The organism is Mesorhizobium terrae (assembly GCF_008727715.1).
GTDB classification, from domain to species: Bacteria; Pseudomonadota; Alphaproteobacteria; order Rhizobiales; family Rhizobiaceae; genus Mesorhizobium; species Mesorhizobium terrae.
In genome coordinates this window covers 4635454-4651448 of record NZ_CP044218.1, presented here as the reverse complement: position 1 = coordinate 4651448, position 15995 = coordinate 4635454, and the positions used below count along the sequence as shown (strand labels likewise).

The window sequence follows — 15995 nt, the reverse complement described above, 5'->3', positions numbered from 1 at the left end:
TTACGGCGATGCGTTTAGCGCCGTTGCGGCAGCCTACAATTTTCGCATGGCTCTTGGTGATCGGGCCCGGCGCTGCTAGTCTGGCGCCAACTTACGAAATATTCGTGCCAGCGGCGTCCGGGCAACCGGTTCGCGCGGCACTGGAAGGAAATAGCCAGTGGAAGACCGCGACGCCGGCGCCAAAGCGCCGGGGGGCGGCGTGTCGGAGGGGATTTCGGCATCGCGCGGCCCTAAAGCCCCGGCCGCCAGCCGTGCGCCGGACAGTGAGAGCGTGGCGCGACAAGATGCGCACGCCCCGGACCATCAACCCCGCGCCAAGGGACGCAAGCGCCGCAAACGTCGTCGCGGCCGCAAGGTCTATGCGCCGGTCGACGGGGTCGGGGGCACCGGCGCGTCCGCCGATCCCACGCCTGCGCCTGGGCGCAACGCAGTTCCGGCGCAGGCGCCGTCGATCGCGCCCGTCGAAAATTCCAGGGCGCCCGATCGCTCGCGTCCGGCTGCCTTCGAGTTGCCGGTCTTTGCCGCGCTCGATCTCGGCACCAACAATTGCCGCCTGCTGGTGGCGGTGCCGGGCAGGCACGGTCAGTTCCGGGTGATCGACGCGTTCTCGCGCATCGTGCGCCTGGGCGAGGGACTTTCGGCCAGCGGGCGGTTGGGCGATGCGGCCATGAACCGCGCCATCGAGGCGCTGAAGGTCTGCGCGGAGAAACTGCGGATCCGCAAGGTGGCGCGCGCACGGCTGATCGCCACCGAAGCCTGCCGCGCCGCCGCCAACGGCGCCGAATTCCTCGAACGGGTCGAGCGCGAGGCGGGGCTGAAGCTGGAAATCATCGATCGTGAGACGGAAGCACGGCTGGCGGTTTCGGGCTGCGGCTCGCTGATCGAGCGCGACACCAAGGGTGTGGTTCTGTTCGATATCGGCGGTGGTTCATCCGAAATCGCGCTGATCGACCTCACCACGCGCCGGTCGTCGCGCCTGGCGAGTCACATCGTCTCGTGGACGTCGCTGCCTGTCGGCGTTGTTTCGCTGGCGGAGCGATTCGGTGGGCGGACGGTGACGCGCGAAAGCTTTGACGCCATGGTCGACGATGTCGCGCAACGGCTGTCCGCCTTCGAAGGACGTCACCGGCTCAACCATCTGCTCGCAGGTCCGCATTTCCACCTGCTTGGCACCTCCGGCACGGTGACGACGCTGGCCGGTGTCCATCTCGATCTCGAGCGTTATGACCGGCGCCGCGTCGATGGCCTGTGGATGGGCCGCGAAAATGTCGACCGCATGGTGGAGAAGCTTTTGGGATGGGATTTCCAGCAGCGTGTCGCCAATCCTTGCATCGGCGCCGACCGTGCCGACCTGGTGCTTGCCGGCTGCGCCATCCTCGAGGCGATCCGCGCCGTCTGGCCCTCCGAGCGGCTGCGCGTCGCCGACAGGGGCTTGCGCGAAGGCATATTGAGCGAATTGATGGCGGACGACCGCAACGCGCGCGGTTCCTGGAATAGCGAGGGCCGGCGATGACTAAAAAGAAAGATACGACCGCCGGCAACACCCGCGTGCTACGCACCAAGGTGAAGAAAAAGCGCGGCCTGAAGGAATCCTCGCGCCGATGGCTCGAGCGGCACCTCAACGATCCTTATGTCCAGCGCTCCAAGGCGGACGGCTACCGCTCGCGCGCCGCCTACAAGCTGATCGAGATCGACGACAAGCATCATCTGCTGAAGCCGGGCCAAAAGGTGATCGACCTTGGCGCCGCACCCGGCGGCTGGTGCCAGGTGGCGGCCGTGCGCACCAAATCGAGCGAGGCCACGCCGCATGTCGTCGGCATCGATTATCTAGAGATGGATGCCGTTCCGGGAGCCGCCATCCTGCAGATGGATTTCCTCGATGAACAGGCGCCGGCACGCCTGGTCGAAGCGCTCGGCGGCGAGCCGGATATCGTCTTGTCCGACATGGCGGCCCCCACCACCGGCCATCGCCGCACCGATCACATACGCACCATGCATCTGTGCGAGGTGGCTGCCGATTTCGCCGTGTCCGTGCTCAAGCCCGGCGGGCATTTTCTGACGAAGACTTTTCAGGGCGGCACCGAGGGCGATCTTCTCGATATGCTCAAGCGCTCGTTCCGCTCGGTTCACCATGTCAAGCCACCCGCGTCGCGCGACGAATCGGTCGAGCTCTATCTGCTGGCCAAGGACTTCAAGGGACGCGCGCCGGCCGGGGACTGACGGCAAGGCCAGCTCAACTGGACGGGGCAGGGTTCTCCAGCGGCTTGGCCGGTCGCGCCTTGTAGCCTGAAACGGCATTGCCGGCTTCAGGGGACAGACGTATGAAGGACAGGGCGGCAAGGGCCGCTACTGCGGCAACGATGAAGAACGCGACGTGGAAATCGCTCAACATCAGCGGGCCGCCGTGAACCTTGGTTGAAACCTCCAATATGCCGCCGGCCAGCGCCACGCCCAAAGCGATGTTGAGCTGCTGGGCCACAGCCGTGATTGGTGTCGCCTTGGAGGTCTCTTCGGCGGGAATCTCGGCGAAGGCCAATGCATTGACGCCAGTGAAGAACATTGAGCGGATGAAGCCGCCGACCAGCAGCACTGCCAGGATGAGCGGATAGGGCGTGGTCGGTGTGAAAAGACCGTAGACCGCGATCGAAATGGCGGCCAGCAATGAGCCCCAGATCAGCACGCGCCGGAAACCGGCGACACGGAAAAGCCAGGCGGTGACGAATTTCATGCCGATAGCGCCGAGCGCCGACACGAAAGTAATCATGCCGGACTGGAACGGCGTCAGGCCGAAGCCGATCTGGAACATCAGCGGCAGCAGGAACGGCACAGCGCCGATACCGATGCGGAACAGGCCGCCGCCGAGAACCGAAGCGCGGAAAGCCTGGTTGCGGAACAGCTCCAACGCCAGCAGCGGGTTTTTCGCGTGACGGGCGTGGCGCAGGTAAAGAATGCCGCAGACGACACCGACAATCACGGTGATCAAACCGACGGCCGGCGGTAATGCCGGCAGGCTAACCACCGAAAGGCCGAAGACGATGCCCGAAGCGGCGATACCCGACAGGACAAAGCCCGTATAATCGAGGGGTGGTGTCTCGGCGGACGGTGTTTCCGGCAGATAGCGCGTCGCCAGCACTATGCCGATGATGCCGATCGGAACATTGATCAGGAAAATCCAGTGCCAGGAGAAATAGGTGGTGATGAAACCGCCGACCGGAGGGCCGACGAGTGGGCCGACCAGAGCCGGAATGGTCAACCACGACATCGCCGCCACCAGATCGCTTTTGGGGGTCGACCGTACCAGCACGAGACGTCCGACCGGCGTCATCATCGCACCGCCCATGCCCTGGAAGAAACGGGCGAGCACGAAGAATTCCAGGGAATTCGCCATCGCGCAGGCGACCGAACCCAGGATGAAGACACCGATGGCGGCGCGGAACACGTTTCTTGCGCCGAAGCGATCCGCCATCCAGCCGCTGATTGGGATGAAAACAGCGAGCGCCACCAGATAGGCGGTCAATGCCAGCTTCAGCGCGATCGGGCTCGTCTGGATGTCGGCCGCGATCGCTGGCAGCGAGGTAGCGATCACCGTCGAATCCATGTTCTCCATGAAAAGCGCGACGGCCAGCACGAGCGGGATGATTCTGTTCACGAGACGTCCGAACCTCGGGGTAGACGGGTATGAGCGACAAGGCCGAGGCCGTTATCATGGCAACGCGCAGGCGTCCTGCCTCGTTCGGTCACTTTTGTGCGACCGCGCCGGCATTGCAACCGGCAATCACCCGTGGCGTCCGTCCACCCGCCGGCTGTTGAAACGGCGGCATGGTGACGTTGCGCGCTTTCCATTGGCAAACAGACGTGTTACCAGCCACCGCCAATCCTGAAAGGGAATATCGAGTCGGCGCACCCATCCGGGTCAGCGCCCGTTTCGTTTTTAAGCAAGGATCGGCAATGGCAAAAATCATCGAAACCGCCACCGGCGCTTTGGCGCTGACCTTCGACGACGTCCTGCTGCAGCCGGGCCATTCCGAAGTGATGCCCGGCGAGACCGACATCCGCACACGCATCGCCAACGACATCGATCTCAACGTGCCGATCATTTCGGCCGCCATGGATACGGTCACGGAGGCCCGGCTGGCCATCGCCATGGCACAGGCCGGCGGCATCGGCGTCATCCACCGCAATTTCACGCCGGCCGAACAGGCCGAGCAGGTTCGTCAGGTCAAGAAATTCGAATCGGGCATGGTGGTGAACCCGGTCACGATCGGGCCCGACGCGACGCTGGCCGATGCGCTGGGGCTGATGCGCCACTATGGCATTTCCGGCATTCCGGTTGTCGAGAACGGCGGGAGCGGTGGCCAGATCACCGGCCGTCTCGTCGGCATCCTGACCAACCGCGACGTGCGTTTCGCCTCCAATCCCGCGCAAAAAGTCTACGAGCTGATGACGCGCGAGAACCTGATCACGGTCAAGGAAAACGTCGACCAGGAAGAAGCCAAGCGCCTGCTGCACCAACACCGCATCGAGAAGCTGCTGGTAGTGGACAAGAATGGCAATTGCGTCGGGCTCATCACCGTCAAGGACATCGAGAAGTCGCAGCTCAACCCGCACGCCACCAAGGATGCTCAGGGCCGCTTGCGCGCCGCGGCCGCGACCAGCGTCGGCGACGACGGCTTCGAGCGGGCGGAGCGTCTGATCGACGCGGGCGTCGACCTGCTGGTCATCGACACCGCGCACGGCCATTCGCAGCGCGTGCTGGATGCGGTGGCGCGGGCCAAGAAATTGTCCAACTCCGTGCGCATCATCGCTGGCAATGTCGCCACCGCCGCTGGCACCCAGGCGCTGATCGACGCCGGCGCCGACGGCGTCAAGGTTGGCATCGGCCCGGGCTCCATCTGCACCACCCGTATCGTCGCCGGCGTCGGCGTGCCGCAGCTTTCGGCGATCATGTCGGCGGTCGAGACCGCGCAGAAATCCGGCATCTCGGTGATCGCCGACGGCGGCATCAAATATTCGGGTGATCTGGCCAAGGCGCTGGCCGCCGGCGCGAGCGCCGCGATGATCGGCTCGCTGCTTGCCGGCACCGACGAGAGCCCGGGCGAAGTCTATCTGCATCAGGGCCGCTCGTTCAAAGCCTATCGCGGCATGGGGTCGGTCGGCGCCATGGCGCGCGGTTCGGCGGATCGCTACTTCCAGGCGGAAGTTCGCGACACCTTGAAGCTTGTTCCGGAAGGCATCGAGGGGCAGGTGCCCTATAAGGGCCCCGTGGCCGGCGTGCTGCACCAGCTGGCCGGTGGCTTGAAGGCGGCGATGGGTTATGTCGGCGCCCGCGACCTGACGGATTTCCGCGAACGGGCCACTTTCGTGCGCATTTCGAACGCCGGGCTACGCGAAAGTCATGCGCATGACGTGACGATCACGCGCGAGAGCCCCAACTATCACGGCGGCGCCTGACCGCGCACGGACTCTTGAGCGGGCGAGGGGCCATCCTCTCGCCCGATTGACCGGGATCAGGATTTCAGGTCGAAGACCGCGATCTTGCGCTTCTCGAACTTGATGCCGATTTCGCCGCGCACCAGCTTGAGCGCGGCATCGCCGAACACGGCGCGCCGCCAGCCCTGCAGCGCGGGAACGTCGGCATTCTCGCCCTCGGCGGCGATACGGTCGATGTCGTCGCTGGTGGCCAGGACCTTGGCGGCGACGCCCTGTTTCTCCGCGATGATCTTGAGCAGGACCTTCAGCAATTCGGAGGCGGCACTGGTGCCTTCCGGCGGCTGAAAGGTCTTCGGCAACTTCGGCATCTCTTCCTTTGGCAAGGCCAGAGCGCTGTTCACCGCCTCCAGCAGGGAAGCCGCGGTGGCCGACCGTTCCCAGCCTTTCGGCGTGGTGCGCAGGCGGGCGAGCGCGGTGACATCGCGCGGCGCCTGCTGGGCGATCTCATAGATGGCATCGTCTTTCAGCACGCGCCCGCGCGGCACGTCGCGTTCGCGCGCTTCGCGTTCGCGCCACGCCGCGACCACCTGCACCACAGCCAGTTCCTGCGGTTTGCGCAAACGCATCTTCAGCCGCTTCCAGGCGTCCTCGGGATGCGGGTCGTATGTTTCGCGCGAGGTGAGCACCTCCATCTCCTCGTTCAGCCAGTGGGCGCGGTCTTCGCGCGCGAGCTGGTCGATAAGATGTTTGTAGACGTCGATCAGGTGGGTGACGTCGGCGAGCGCATAGTCGAGCTGTTTGTCGGACAACGGCCTATGGCGCCAGTCGGTGAAGCGCGACGACTTGTCGAGCCGCGCACCGGTGATCTTCTGTACGAGCTGATCGTAGGAGACGCTGTCGCCGAAACCGCAGACCATCGCCGCCACCTGCGTGTCGAAAACCGGATGCGGGATTAGGTCGCCGAGATGGACGATGATTTCGATGTCCTGGCGCGCGGCGTGAAAGACCTTGGTCACGCGCTCATTGGCCATCAGTTCGAAGAATGGCTTCAGGTTGAGGCCAGGTGCCAACGGGTCGATCAACGCGGTGACGCCGGGCGCCGCCATCTGGATGAGGCACAACACCGGCCAAAACGTGGTTTCGCGAATGAACTCGGTGTCTACCGTTACGAATCCGGATTTCGCGAGGTCGCGGATGACCGAATCCAATTCTTCTTGCGTTGTTATCAGGTGCATCAAAATCTCGTGGCGCGATGAATGCGAACTTGTCTCGCTTGCCGGCGGGCTTCGTCAAGCCATGGAGCTGCGCATTCTTGTCCATGACGGTGTGCCGGAGGCCTTTTTCCCGCCTAATTCGAAATCACCCTGTCGGAATCGCAAAAATCGCTGCTAGACGGAACACCACAAGTCTCCCCAACCCGACTCCAGCGATCTCTGTCCAGGCAAAAATCACAGGTGGCCGAATGGTGACGTTGACCGTCAGCGCAAGAGTCGACGACGATATTGTCGACACGATCGAAAACGGGCTCGATGAATACAACATCGCGAGGGGCGGGCCCTACAATCACGAGGAATTGTGGGTGCTGGCGCGCGACGAAGATGGCGCGCTTCTGGGCGGGCTAAAAGCCAACATCGGCTACTCCTGGATGTTCGTCGACCTGCTTTGGGTGAACCCGAACCATCGCAAGGGAGGATTGGGCAGCCAGTTGCTGGGAAAGGCTGAGGAAATTGCCCGCGAGCGTGGCTGTCTCGGCGCCTATCTGGAGACCTTTTCCTTCCAGGCGCCGGACTTCTACAAACGCCAGGGTTTTCACGAGTTCGGTCGTATCGACGACTATCCGCCCGGACACGCCACGATCTGGTTGAAGAAGCAGTTCTGAACAAGCCGCAGGGCAAGCACATCTGCTGGCGTTGACGCGCAAGCCGGCCGGTTGCCGTCTTAACCTTGACAAAAGCCGGCTTGCGTGCGCTTTTCGCGCCAATTTTCGGGCCTGGCGCTGATTGCGTCGCCCGGTCGCGTGAACTCCTGAAATCTTGGAATGGCAGACCTATGCATCGTTACCGCAGCCACACCTGTGCCGCCCTCAGGAAATCGGATGTCGGTCAGAATGTCCGGCTCTCCGGCTGGGTCCATCGCGTGCGAGATCATGGCGGCCTGCTGTTCATCGATTTGCGCGACCACTACGGCCTGACGCAGATCGTTGCCGATCCGGATTCGCCGGCCTTCAAGATCGCCGAAACCGTTCGCGGCGAATGGGTCATCCGCGTCGACGGCGAGGTCAAGGCGCGCATGGCCGAGACGGCCAACCCCAACCTGCCGACCGGCGAGATCGAGATTTTCGCGCGCGAGATCGAAGTGTTGTCGGCGGCGAAGGAACTGCCGCTGCCGGTGTTCGGCGAGCCCGACTATCCGGAGGACGTGCGCCTGAAGTACCGCTTCCTCGATCTGCGCCGCGACACGCTGCACAAGAACATCGTCAAGCGCACGCAGGTCATCGCCGCCATGCGGCGCGAGATGGGCGGCGCCGGTTTCACCGAATATTCGACGCCGATCCTGACCGCTTCCTCGCCGGAAGGCGCGCGCGACTTCCTGGTGCCGAGCCGCATCCACCCCGGCACTTTCTACGCGCTGCCGCAGGCACCGCAGCAGTACAAGCAGTTGCTGATGGTCGCCGGTTTCGACCGCTACTTCCAGATCGCGCCGTGCTTCCGCGACGAGGACCCGCGCGCCGACCGCCTGCCGGGCGAATTCTACCAGCTCGACCTCGAAATGAGCTTCGTGACCCAGGAAGACGTCTGGAACACCATGGGTCCGCTGATGACCAAGGTGTTCGAGGAGTTTGCCGAGGGCAAGCCCGTCACCAAGGAATGGCCGCGCATTCCCTATTCCGAGGCGATCCGCAAATACGGCTCCGACAAGCCGGATCTGCGCAACCCGATCGTCATGGAAGCTGTGACAGACCATTTCGCCGGCTCGGGCTTCAAGGTCTTCGCAAACATGATCGCCTCCAACCCGAAGGTTCAGGTCTGGGCGATCCCTGCCAAAACTGGCGGTTCGCGCGCCTTCTGCGACCGTATGAACGCCTGGGCCCAGCAGCAGGGCCAGCCGGGCCTCGGCTACATCTTCTGGCGCAAGGAAGGCGAGAAGCTCGAAGGCGCCGGCCCGCTTGCCAAGAACATCGGCGAGGAACGTACCGACGCGATCCGTACGCAGCTCGGCCTCGATGATGGCGATGCTTGTTTCTTCGTCGCCGGCGAGCCGGACAAGTTCTACAAATTCGCCGGTGAGGCGCGTACCCGTGCCGGCGAAGAGTTGAACCTCGTCGACCGCGACCGTTTCGAACTGTGCTGGATCGTCGACTTCCCGTTCTTCGAATGGAGCGAAGAGGAAAAGAAGGTCGATTTCGCGCACAATCCGTTCTCGATGCCGCAGGGTGGCCTCGAGGCGTTGCAGAACCAGGATCCGCTGACGATCAAGGCATTCCAGTACGACGCGGTCTGCAACGGCTTCGAGATCGCCTCGGGCTCGATCCGCAACCAGTCGCCCGAGACCATGGTGGCGGCTTTCGAGAAGGTCGGCCTCAGCCAGCAGGACGTCGAGGATCGCTTCGGTGGCCTCTATCGCGCCTTCCAGTATGGCGCTCCGCCGCATGGTGGCGCGGCCTTCGGCATCGACCGCGTCGTCATGCTGCTCGTCGGCGCCAAGAACCTGCGCGAAATCTCGCTGTTCCCGATGAACCAGCAGGCGCAGGATTTGCTCATGGGCGCGCCGAGCCCGGCGACGCTGACACAATTGCGCGAGCTCGAACTGCGCGTTCTGCCGCAAAAGAAGGAAGCGTGAGCCGTTTCAAGCGCTTTGCTTGTTGATCTAATACGAAAAAGGCTCCGGAAATCCGGAGCCTTTTTGCTTTTAGGCCGAGCCCTCAGTGCCTGGATTGGCCCTTCGGCTCGTAGCGGCCGTCCGGCTTCTTGTCGAACATGTCCTTGATCTGTGGATGGCGGACAGGGTCGCCGGAATCGTCTTCCAGCAGGTTCTGTTCCGAGACATAGGCGATGTATTCGGTCTCCGAATTCTCGGCCAGCAGGTGGTAAAAAGGTTGGTCCTTGCTTGGCCTGACCTCGGCGGGAATGGATTGATACCATTCTTCCGTGTTGGCGAATTGCGGGTCGACGTCGAAGATGATGCCGCGGAACGGGAACAGCCGATGGCGCACCACCTGTCCGATCGAGAATCTGGCTGTTTTCATGATACTCACCACGCGACTTTCCATTGTTATTTGGCGCAGCATCGGCCGCAATTCAATCCTTTGCTGATTGCGCGCGATCCCTAGGCTTTAGCCTGAAACAAGGAGGATCGGTGAATGACATAATGGGGTCTGGGTACAGCGGGCTTCTGCGAGCGTGTCGACACGACCTGCCTGCCGGTATTCACCGTCACCGGGCCGTTTTTATCTGAGCCGCCACGGCATTCTACCGGCGGACCTGTTCCCCTAACCCGCCAAAGATGGCGGCGAAACCGCTGCCGGGGCGCAGGCCCTCGCGCATGAAGAAGGCGCGCAGTGGCGCAAAACCACCGAGCAAGCTCAGTCCCGCGCTGCGCGCCATCTGCGCGGGCAGCATGTCAGAAAGCAGCGACATGTTCAAAAGATTGACAGCACCACTCCTGGCGAGGATGTCGGGCCGGCGTTTGAAATCATAGGCGGCAAGTGCCCTTGCCGCGCCGGGGTCGGACGAGTTTTTCAAAGCAACACCAATGAGGTCGTCGACATCCCTGATGCCAAGGTTCAGCCCCTGTGCGCCGATCGGTGGGAACACATGCGCCGCTTCGCCGACCAGCGCGATACGCTTTGCCGCAAAGCGCAACGGTGTCGCCGCAGACAAGGGATAAATCTGCCGGCCGGGCTCGACGGTGACGCGACCAAGCATTGATTGCATGCGCTCTTCCACCCGCAGCGACAACGAAGCGTCGTCAAGCGCCGCCAGCTCCTTCGCGGTTTCGGGTTCGACCACCCAGACCAGGCTCGAACGATTGCCGGGTAGAGGCACCTGGGTGAACGGGCCGGTTTCGGTGTGGAACTCGGTCGAGGTAAAGTTGTGGTCGGTCCGGTGGGTGAAGTTCAGCACCAGCGCAGCTTGCGGATAGGGGCGCTTGGACGTGGCAATGCCGGATGCCTCGCGGGCCGGCGAAAGCCGGCCGTCGGCGGCAACGGCGAGAGAAGCCGAAGCGGTTGTGCCATCGGTGAGCCGGGCGGTCGCCGCATCGGCGTCGAGGGACCAGGTCTCGACCAGCGATTTGCGCCATTCGATGCCAGGGTGCACTGCGACCGCTTTTGCCAGCGCGGGATTGAGCACAGTGTTGGGGAAATTCAGGCCGAACTGCTCCTCATCGATCTCGCTCGCGCGAAAGGTGACGACCGGGCTGCGGATCAGGCGGCGCGTGGCATCGACAATGCGCATCACCTTCAAAGGCGCGGCGACCGCCCGCAAGTCTTCGAGCACACCCAGTCGTTCGAGGACCTTGAGTGCCGGGTTCATCAGCGCGGTGGTGCGGCCGTCGGCGGCATTGGCCTCGGGGCCAGCCAGCGTCACTGGAAAACCGGCATGAGCGAAGCCGAGTGCCGCGACAAGGCCGGCTGGACCGGTACCGGCAACGAGAACAGGGGCTTTGGCGGTGTTGTCTGGCATCGGTGAGCGCCCCGTTGTTCGGCAGGCGGATCAAACATTTTCGGGTGTCGGTTCGACCAGCCGTGAACAATGCATATAGTGCAGTGAGACTTGCTTGATCAACGTGGCGATTCAGCCCATTGCTAACCCATGATCCACCCGCTTCCCGAGATCGAAGAACGCTCGGCTGACCGGGGACCCGTTGGCCGGGTCGATGCGATACCGCTTGTACGGGTCGCCACCCTCCTATTAGTGTCCCAGCGACAAGGGGACCGGGGCGTTCTGCAAGCTGGATTGGCGGGGCCGTGAAAAACAAAACAACCGCGAAAAAGATTGTCGAGCGCATTCCACGCCCGAAGAAAAAGCTGACATGGCCGCAAGCGAGGGCGTTCTCCGTCCATCTGCTTACGGCGTCAGGATCCTTCCTGGCTTTCCTGTCGCTGGTTGCAGCAAGCGAGGAACGCTGGACGGCGATGTTCTGGTGGCTGGGTCTCGCGCTGTTCGTCGACGGTATCGACGGGCCGATCGCGCGCAAGCTTGAGGTCAAGGAAATCCTGCCGACCTGGTCGGGCGAATTGCTCGACAACATCATCGACTACGTGACCTACGTGCTGATCCCTGCCTTCGCGCTTTACCAGCGCGGTTTCATGGGCGAGGGGCTTTCCTTCCTCTCGGCGGCGATCATCGTGGTGTCGAGCGCGATCTACTACGCCGACACCGGCATGAAAACGAAGGAGAACTTCTTCAAGGGCTTCCCGGTGGTGTGGAACATGGTTGTGTTCACGCTCTTTGTCATCGAGCCCGGCCAATGGGTGTCGTTCGCCATCGTAGTGACGGCCGGCATTCTCACCTTCGTGCCGATCAATTTCCTGCACCCCGTCCGGGTGGTGCGGCTGCGGCCGGTGAATTTGACGGTTACGCTGCTTTGGTGCGCCTTCGGCGCGCTTGCGCTGGCGCAGTCGGCCTTGGCCAGTTTCTACAATCAGATCGGGGTTCTAGGTGAACAGGTCAGCCTGTTCACGAAGATCGGTATCAGCCTGACTGGCCTCTATCTGTTCTGCATCGGCGGCGTTATGCAGTTCTTCCCCAATCTCGGCGCCAGGAAAGCTTGAAGATGAGCAAGGCCATCCGCATTCACGCCCATGGCGGACCTGAAGCGCTGATTTACGAGGACGTCGATCCCGGTCGTCCGGGACCCGGCCAGATCCTAGTCCGGCACACGGCGATCGGCCTCAATTTCATCGACGTTTATTACCGCAACGGATTGTACGCGGCCCCGGACGGCCTGCCGCTGATCCCGGGCGGCGAGGCTGCCGGCGTCGTGCTTGAACTGGGCGAAGGCGTCGAAGGCCTCAAGGTGGGAGATCGCATTGCCTATGCGGTTGCCGTCGGCGCCTATGCCGAACAGCGGGTGATCGCGGCTGATCGCGTGGTGAAAATTCCCGACGGCATTTCGGACGAACAGGCCGCAGCCATGATGCTGAAGGGCATGACCGCCGAATATCTCGTGCGGCGTACCTTCAAGGTGGGGCCAGGTAACACCGTTCTCTATCATGCCGCGGCCGGCGGCGTCGGCCTGATCCTCGGCCAATGGGCCAAGCACCTTGGCGCGACGGTGATCGGCACGGCCAGCTCGCCCGACAAGGCGGAACTGGCCAGGGCGCATGGCTACGACCATGTCATCGATTACAAAACGCAGGATTTCGTTGCTGAGGTTGCCCGCCTGACCGGTGGCCGCAAATGCGATGTCGTCTATGACGCGGTCGGCAAGGATACGTTCCCGGCTTCGCTGGATTGCTTGCGACCGCTCGGCACGTTCGTATCGTTTGGCCAGTCTTCAGGTCCGATCCCGCCTTTCAACATTGCGCTGTTGGCGCAGAAAGGCTCGCTCTTCGCCACCCGGCCGACGCTGTTCGTCTACAACGCCAGGCGCGAGGATCTCGAAGCGTCGGCTCGGGCGTTGTTCGACGTCGTGCTGGCCGGCGCGGTCGAGATCAAGATCAATCAGAGTTATGCTTTGAAGGACGCCGGAAGAGCCCACGCCGATCTTGAAGGGCGCAAGACGACAGGAGCGACAGTGCTTATTCCTTGAGCGCGAACCTAGGTGTCTTGCTGAAATTCTTGAAGCTCTTTCAATATGCGTGCCGCTATCCGAAATAAGCAGCTGCTGCCTACGATGATTGCGGGAACACAGAACATATCTGGGAAAACCGGATGGGAGGCACTGTGAGTGCACAAGACGGCACCGCGAACCTGTTAGAGGTCCGCGGACTGACGAAGATATTCGGCACGCTGACCGCGTGCGATCATGTCGACCTCACCATCGCGAAAGGCGAAATCCACGCGCTTCTCGGCGAGAACGGCGCCGGCAAGTCGACGCTGGTGAAAATGCTGTTCGGCTCGCTGGAGCCGCATTCCGGCGAAATCCGCTGGAATGGCGAGGCCGTCAGGATGACCAGTCCGAGCGTTGCCAAGAAGCTCGGCATCGGCATGGTTTTTCAGCATTTTTCGCTGTTCGAGGCGCTGACGGCGGCCGAAAATATCGCGCTTTCGCTGGATGACGGCGCACCAATCAATACGATCGCCGCGAAGGCGAGGGCGCTTTCCTATTCTTACGGCTTGCCGCTCGATCCGGACTCGCTGGTGGGCGACCTGTCCGTCGGCGAACGCCAGCGCATCGAGATCATCCGCTGCCTGCTGCAGGCGCCGCAACTCATCATCCTCGACGAGCCGACTTCGGTGCTGACCCCGCAGGAGGCCGACAAGCTGTTCGAGACGCTTGAACGTTTGCGCGCCGAGGGCAAATCGATCCTCTACATTTCGCACAGGCTGGAAGAGGTGAAGCGCCTTTGCGATCGTGCAACGGTGCTGCGTCATGGCAAGGTGGTCGGCCACTGTAATCCGCGAGAGGAAACGGCCGCGTCGCTCGCCCGCATGATGGTGGGCAGCGAGGTCAAGTCGGCTGAACGCACGCCGGTATCGCTGGCCGATGCGCCGGAACTGCTGAGTGTCTGCGGATTGAGCCGCAAGCCGGCCGGGCCGTTCTCCATGCCACTCAAGAACATCTGGCTCTCGGTCAAGGCGGGCGAGATTCTCGGTATCGCCGGTGTCGCCGGCAACGGCCAGGGCGAACTCTTCGAAGCACTGTCCGGCGAGACGCAACAAGCGAGCAGCGATATCGTGCGGATTCGCGGCAAGGATGCGGGGCTGCTCGGCATCACCGGCAGGCGCATGCTGGGAGCGGCCTTCGTTCCCGAGGAACGCCTTGGCCATGGTGCCGCGCCGCGCATGAAGCTCTCGGAAAATCTGCTGCTTTCACGGCACGCCACCGACGCCAGAGCCTTTGTCGGTGCCGGCGGCATGGTCAAGAACGGCTCCGTCTACGAAGCCGCGCAACGCATCATCAAGGTGATGGACGTGCGCAAGAGTGCTCCCGATCCCGAAGCCGCGGCGCTTTCCGGCGGCAATCTGCAGAAATTCATCGTCGGGCGCGAGCTGGATCGCAACCCGACGGTCATGGTCGTCAACCAGCCCACATGGGGCGTCGATGCCGGCGCCTCGGCCCATATCCGCCAAGCCCTGATCGAGCTGGCGCGCAGCGGCTCGGCAGTGCTGGTCATCAGCCAGGACCTCGACGAACTGTTCGAGATATCCGACGCCATCGCCGTCATGCACAATGGCGAATTGTCGAAACCGATCCCAATCGCGGAAGCCACTTTCGAACGGATCGGCCTGCTGATGGGCGGCGCCGAGCCCGGTCACGCCGAACACAGCCTGGAGACCGCGTGATGCGCCTCGAACTCGTCAAGCGTCCCCAGCGTTCCGCGCTGTTTTCAGCGCTTTCGCCCTTCATCGCCTTCGCCCTGACAATGATTGCCGGCGCGATCCTGTTCGCCCTGTTGGGCATCAATCCGCTGTCGGCCTTCTACACCTATTTCATCTCGCCGATCACCGAGGTCTGGCAGCTGCACGAACTGGCGATCAAGGCAGCGCCGTTGATCCTGATCGCAGTCGGCCTGTCGGTGTGTTTCCGGTCCAACATCTGGAACATCGGTGCCGAGGGTCAGTTCATCTTCGGCGCCATCGCCGGCTCGATCATCCCGGTGCTGTATCCTCAGATGCAGGGGCCGTTCGTGCTGCCGCTGATGCTTCTGATGGGCATGGTCGGCGGTGCGGCTTACGCGGCCATCCCAGCACTGCTCAAGACCCGCTTCAACACCAACGAAATCCTCACCAGCCTCATGCTGGTCTATGTCGCGCAGCTGTTCCTCGACTGGCTGGTGCGCGGGCCATGGCGCGATCCCAAGGGTTTCAACTTCCCCCAGACCGTCCAGTTCAACCCGTCGGCGGTTCTGCCGGAACTGATGCCGATGTCGGGCCGCGCCAATATGGGCTTTGTCTTCGCGCTGGTCGCCGCCGTGGTGGTCTGGCTTTTGATGAGCCGCCTGCTGAAAGGTTTTGAAATCCGCGTCCTCGGCTCCAGCCCGCGGGCAGGGCGGTTCGCCGGCTTCAGCTTCAACCGCATGGTGTTCTTCGCCTTCATGCTGTCAGGCGCTCTCGCCGGGCTTGCCGGCATTTCCGAAGTGTCCGGCGCGATTGGCCAATTGCAGCCGTCGATTTCGCCGGGTTACGGCTTCACCGCGATCATCGTGGCTTTCCTCGGTCGTCTCAATCCGCTGGGCATCGTCGCGGCGGGCCTTGTGCTCGGATTGACCTATCTCGGCGGCGAAGCCGTCCAAAGCGTGCTCGGCCTCTCCGACAAGGTGGCGCGTGTGTTCCAGGGCATGTTGTTGTTCTTCGTTCTCGGCTGCGACACGCTGATCCACTACCGCATCCGGCTCGTCGGCCTGGCCCCTGCGACCAAGCTGGACACGACGCCGAAGCTGGAAGAGGCCCACTGAC

General features: G+C 62.9%; 14 protein-coding genes. 9 read left to right on the top strand and 5 right to left on the bottom strand.

Annotation, left to right across the window (positions count from 1 at the left end; translation table 11 throughout):
• Positions 1–157: 157 nt before the first annotated feature.
• Entirely contained in the window at positions 158–1513 is a 1356-nt protein-coding gene (locus FZF13_RS23555) for a Ppx/GppA phosphatase family protein (RefSeq protein ID WP_024923994.1), read from the top strand.
• Positions 1510–2220, top strand: coding sequence for an RlmE family RNA methyltransferase (locus FZF13_RS23550; RefSeq protein WP_024923995.1), 711 nt, complete (start codon positions 1510–1512; stop codon positions 2218–2220). The genes FZF13_RS23555 and FZF13_RS23550 overlap by 4 nt, the downstream gene beginning before the upstream one ends.
• 13 nt (positions 2221–2233) lie before the next feature.
• Here FZF13_RS23550 and FZF13_RS23545 read toward each other — a convergent pair whose 3' ends face one another.
• Both FZF13_RS23545 and FZF13_RS23540 read right to left on the bottom strand, forming a co-directional pair.
• The gene (locus FZF13_RS23545; protein ID WP_024923996.1) at positions 2234–3649 is read right to left on the bottom strand and encodes a DHA2 family efflux MFS transporter permease subunit; all 1416 of its coding nucleotides are present in this window, start codon (positions 3647–3649) and stop codon (positions 2234–2236) included.
• 88 nt (positions 3650–3737) lie between these two features.
• Positions 3738–3962: a hypothetical protein gene (locus tag FZF13_RS23540; protein ID WP_137901217.1), complete on the bottom strand. Its 225-nt coding sequence runs from the start codon at positions 3960–3962 to the stop codon at positions 3738–3740.
• Here FZF13_RS23540 and guaB point away from each other — a divergent pair.
• Positions 3949–5451, top strand: coding sequence for an IMP dehydrogenase (gene guaB, locus FZF13_RS23535; RefSeq protein WP_024923997.1), 1503 nt, complete (start codon positions 3949–3951; stop codon positions 5449–5451). The genes FZF13_RS23540 and guaB overlap by 14 nt on opposite strands.
• 56 nt (positions 5452–5507) lie before the next feature.
• Here the strand turns inward: guaB and rnd are convergent, their stop codons facing one another.
• On the bottom strand, positions 5508–6665 hold the full coding sequence (gene rnd / locus FZF13_RS23530; protein ID WP_024923998.1) for a ribonuclease D: 1158 nt from the start codon (positions 6663–6665) through the stop codon (positions 5508–5510).
• A gap of 227 nt (positions 6666–6892) precedes the next feature.
• Here rnd and FZF13_RS23525 point away from each other — a divergent pair, with 227 nt between their 5' ends.
• Positions 6893–7309: a GNAT family N-acetyltransferase gene (locus FZF13_RS23525; protein ID WP_024923999.1), complete on the top strand. Its 417-nt coding sequence runs from the start codon at positions 6893–6895 to the stop codon at positions 7307–7309.
• Between the two features lie 170 nt (positions 7310–7479).
• Positions 7480–9270 (top strand): aspartate--tRNA ligase, encoded by a 1791-nt coding sequence (gene aspS, locus FZF13_RS23520; protein ID WP_024924000.1) that lies wholly within the window; start codon positions 7480–7482, stop codon positions 9268–9270.
• 82 nt (positions 9271–9352) lie between these two features.
• Here the strand turns inward: aspS and hspQ are convergent, their stop codons facing one another.
• On the bottom strand, positions 9353–9676 hold the full coding sequence (gene hspQ, locus FZF13_RS23515; protein ID WP_024924001.1) for a heat shock protein HspQ: 324 nt from the start codon (positions 9674–9676) through the stop codon (positions 9353–9355).
• Between the two features lie 223 nt (positions 9677–9899).
• The gene (locus FZF13_RS23510) at positions 9900–11114 is read right to left on the bottom strand and encodes a UbiH/UbiF family hydroxylase (protein ID WP_024924002.1); all 1215 of its coding nucleotides are present in this window, start codon (positions 11112–11114) and stop codon (positions 9900–9902) included.
• Between the two features lie 284 nt (positions 11115–11398).
• Here FZF13_RS23510 and pcsA point away from each other — a divergent pair, with 284 nt between their 5' ends.
• The 4 genes from pcsA (at position 11399) to FZF13_RS23490 (ending at position 15994) form a co-directional block, all read left to right on the top strand.
• Positions 11399–12205, top strand: a complete 807-nt coding sequence (gene pcsA, locus FZF13_RS23505) for a phosphatidylcholine synthase (RefSeq protein ID WP_024924003.1) — start codon at positions 11399–11401, stop codon at positions 12203–12205.
• A 2-nt stretch (positions 12206–12207) separates the two neighbouring features.
• Entirely contained in the window at positions 12208–13185 is a 978-nt protein-coding gene (locus FZF13_RS23500; RefSeq protein WP_024924004.1) for a quinone oxidoreductase family protein, read from the top strand.
• 122 nt (positions 13186–13307) lie between these two features.
• Positions 13308–14882 (top strand): ABC transporter ATP-binding protein, encoded by a 1575-nt coding sequence (locus FZF13_RS23495; RefSeq protein WP_036255255.1) that lies wholly within the window; start codon positions 13308–13310, stop codon positions 14880–14882.
• Complete coding sequence (locus FZF13_RS23490) at positions 14879–15994, top strand: ABC transporter permease (RefSeq protein ID WP_024924006.1); 1116 nt, start codon at positions 14879–14881, stop codon at positions 15992–15994. The genes FZF13_RS23495 and FZF13_RS23490 overlap by 4 nt, the downstream gene beginning before the upstream one ends.
• Position 15995: the final 1 nt, after the last annotated feature.

Bases quoted from the DNA above. Each gene is read 5' to 3' on its own strand.
- FZF13_RS23550 (WP_024923995.1), top strand. From the start codon at position 1,510: ATGACTAAAAAGAAAGATACGACCGCCGGCAACACCCGCGTGCTACGC.
- guaB (WP_024923997.1), top strand. From the start codon at position 3,949: ATGGCAAAAATCATCGAAACCGCCACCGGCGCTTTGGCGCTGACCTTC.
- FZF13_RS23540 (WP_137901217.1), bottom strand. From the start codon at position 3,962: ATGATTTTTGCCATTGCCGATCCTTGCTTAAAAACGAAACGGGCGCTG.
- rnd (WP_024923998.1), bottom strand. From the start codon at position 6,665: ATGCACCTGATAACAACGCAAGAAGAATTGGATTCGGTCATCCGCGAC.
- FZF13_RS23525 (WP_024923999.1), top strand. From the start codon at position 6,893: ATGGTGACGTTGACCGTCAGCGCAAGAGTCGACGACGATATTGTCGAC.
- aspS (WP_024924000.1), top strand. From the start codon at position 7,480: ATGCATCGTTACCGCAGCCACACCTGTGCCGCCCTCAGGAAATCGGAT.
- hspQ (WP_024924001.1), bottom strand. From the start codon at position 9,676: ATGAAAACAGCCAGATTCTCGATCGGACAGGTGGTGCGCCATCGGCTG.
- FZF13_RS23510 (WP_024924002.1), bottom strand. From the start codon at position 11,114: ATGCCAGACAACACCGCCAAAGCCCCTGTTCTCGTTGCCGGTACCGGT.
- FZF13_RS23500 (WP_024924004.1), top strand. From the start codon at position 12,208: ATGAGCAAGGCCATCCGCATTCACGCCCATGGCGGACCTGAAGCGCTG.
- FZF13_RS23495 (WP_036255255.1), top strand. From the start codon at position 13,308: ATGGGAGGCACTGTGAGTGCACAAGACGGCACCGCGAACCTGTTAGAG.